Genomic DNA, 1,634 nt, shown 5'->3' with positions numbered 1-1,634 from the left:
GGAGGAATTCGAGCGTATCTACTATGATGAAAATTCCGGCTCGTTACCCGACGCTGCCGCCCACAAAACGGCGGCATGATTTCCGGGACGGTTCACCATTGCAGCGCCCGGACATGTGGCAGCGCCGTTGACGATGCTCGGGCACATCTGCTGGTGGAAGGGCAAGGGAACGGCAGCTGCGAACTACATGCACGTCGCCCTGACGTTCGACCCCGACTACCACCTGGCCAGGCTGCTGGACCAGATGCTCGGCGCCGGAGTCGTGTCCGGCTGGGCGCAACACAAGAACACCGCGTACCGGAACCACCATCAGTAGTGCCACCCGGAAAGATGCACATACCGAGGCGAGGGAAATGACCATCACCGTCTACAGCAAACCAGACTGCCAGCAATGCAAGTTCACCTGCCTGACCCTGGACCATGCCGGCATTCCTTACAACGTCGTCGACGTGACAACCAACGCTGCCGCCCTCGAGTACGTCCAAGACCTCGGCTACTCCCAGGCGCCGATCGTCGTCGTCAACGACCACCACCACTGGTCAGGATTCAACCCCACCGAAATCGAACGACTCCGCCTCGCCATCCAATAGTCACCCAGAATCAGGAAATCCAGTGCCGCATGAAAACCTCACGCGGCACTCCCCTGCGCCACCACCATGACATCGACATTTCCCTCGGCTCGCCACCGCAACCAGACCCCAACGCCACACTAGCTTCCACGGCAATATCACCCGCCAACCATGTTCCTGCAGCAACCAAAAAATCCTTCACACGTCTGGCACCCAAGGTCCTGCCCGTGGCGGGAAGTCCCACGGGCAGTCATGGTAGCCAGTGTCAAAACGGCCATGAATCTGCATGTCTACGCAAAAGTGCCCCGAATGCCAGATCCCGTTTGCCCCGCGGCGCACCACTCAGCTGTATTGTTCCACCACGTGCTCTGCACGATCTCGTGAGCGCCGCCGTCGAGATAAACGACGCGCCACAACGAGAGTAGCTACCCAGACACTCGTAGCTCTCGAGCGTGCCAATGGAAATGCTCGTCTACTTAAGGCGGAGAAACAGTACCAACGGATTTTGCAGTCCAAAAAATCCGTCAGTCTGTCCCCTCATCAGGAAAGGATTCTGGTTCGGGATAAAGTCATCGACGATCAACGAACTCGGTTGCAACTATTGAGCGCCAAGTATTTTGACCAGGCGGCTCAGCTCGCTGAAGCCAAGGCCGAATGCGTCGAGTTGAAACTGGAAATCTCGCGAATCCTGAAGGACCGTCGGGCTGACCACCACGATCTGCTGCGGGTCGGCGTCCGCATACTCGAGCTCACCACCTACCTCGGCATCCCCCTCGACCGCACCACGACCGAGATCTTCCACCGGCGCGGCTGGAACACGATAATTCCTGCAGACTCACGATGACCGCTACCGACGCTCGGCTGACCGTGTATGCCCTGTCTTCGCTCGGTGGTTGCGGAGGACACGACCCTTGTTTGTTGCGGTCATGTACTAAAACTGGTTTTTCGCCATGGTTAAGTATCGAATCCAGCTAGGACGTGTCTCCTTATTGGCGTAGCCAGATCAGCGTTGCGTAGAGGGCTATGCCGGCTCGGTAGGTGATGGCGAGTTTGTCGTAGCGTGTG

3 protein-coding genes are annotated in these 1,634 nt (G+C 58.1%); all 3 read left to right on the top strand.

Annotated features, from left to right (window positions below; genetic code table 11):
- Positions 1-115 precede the first annotated feature (115 nt).
- The 3 genes from ACFUCV_RS14975 to ACFUCV_RS14965 all read left to right on the top strand — a co-directional run bounded on the left by ACFUCV_RS14975 (position 116) and on the right by ACFUCV_RS14965 (position 1,413).
- Positions 116-316: a DUF4192 family protein gene (locus ACFUCV_RS14975; RefSeq protein WP_380817132.1), complete on the top strand. Its 201-nt coding sequence runs from the start codon at positions 116-118 to the stop codon at positions 314-316.
- 37 nt (positions 317-353) lie between these two features.
- Positions 354-590, top strand: a complete 237-nt coding sequence (gene nrdH / locus ACFUCV_RS14970; protein WP_380817130.1) for a glutaredoxin-like protein NrdH — start codon at positions 354-356, stop codon at positions 588-590.
- Positions 591-1,074: 484 nt separating this feature from the next.
- Positions 1,075-1,413: a hypothetical protein gene (locus ACFUCV_RS14965; RefSeq protein WP_380817129.1), complete on the top strand. Its 339-nt coding sequence runs from the start codon at positions 1,075-1,077 to the stop codon at positions 1,411-1,413.
- Positions 1,414-1,634 lie beyond the last annotated feature (221 nt).

Origin of the sequence: Specibacter sp. NPDC057265, from assembly GCF_042668835.1 — a bacterium.
GTDB lineage: Bacteria > Actinomycetota > Actinomycetes > Actinomycetales > Micrococcaceae > Specibacter.
The sequence above is the reverse complement of the archived record's forward strand: the minus strand, read 5'-3'. Positions and strand labels throughout refer to the sequence as shown.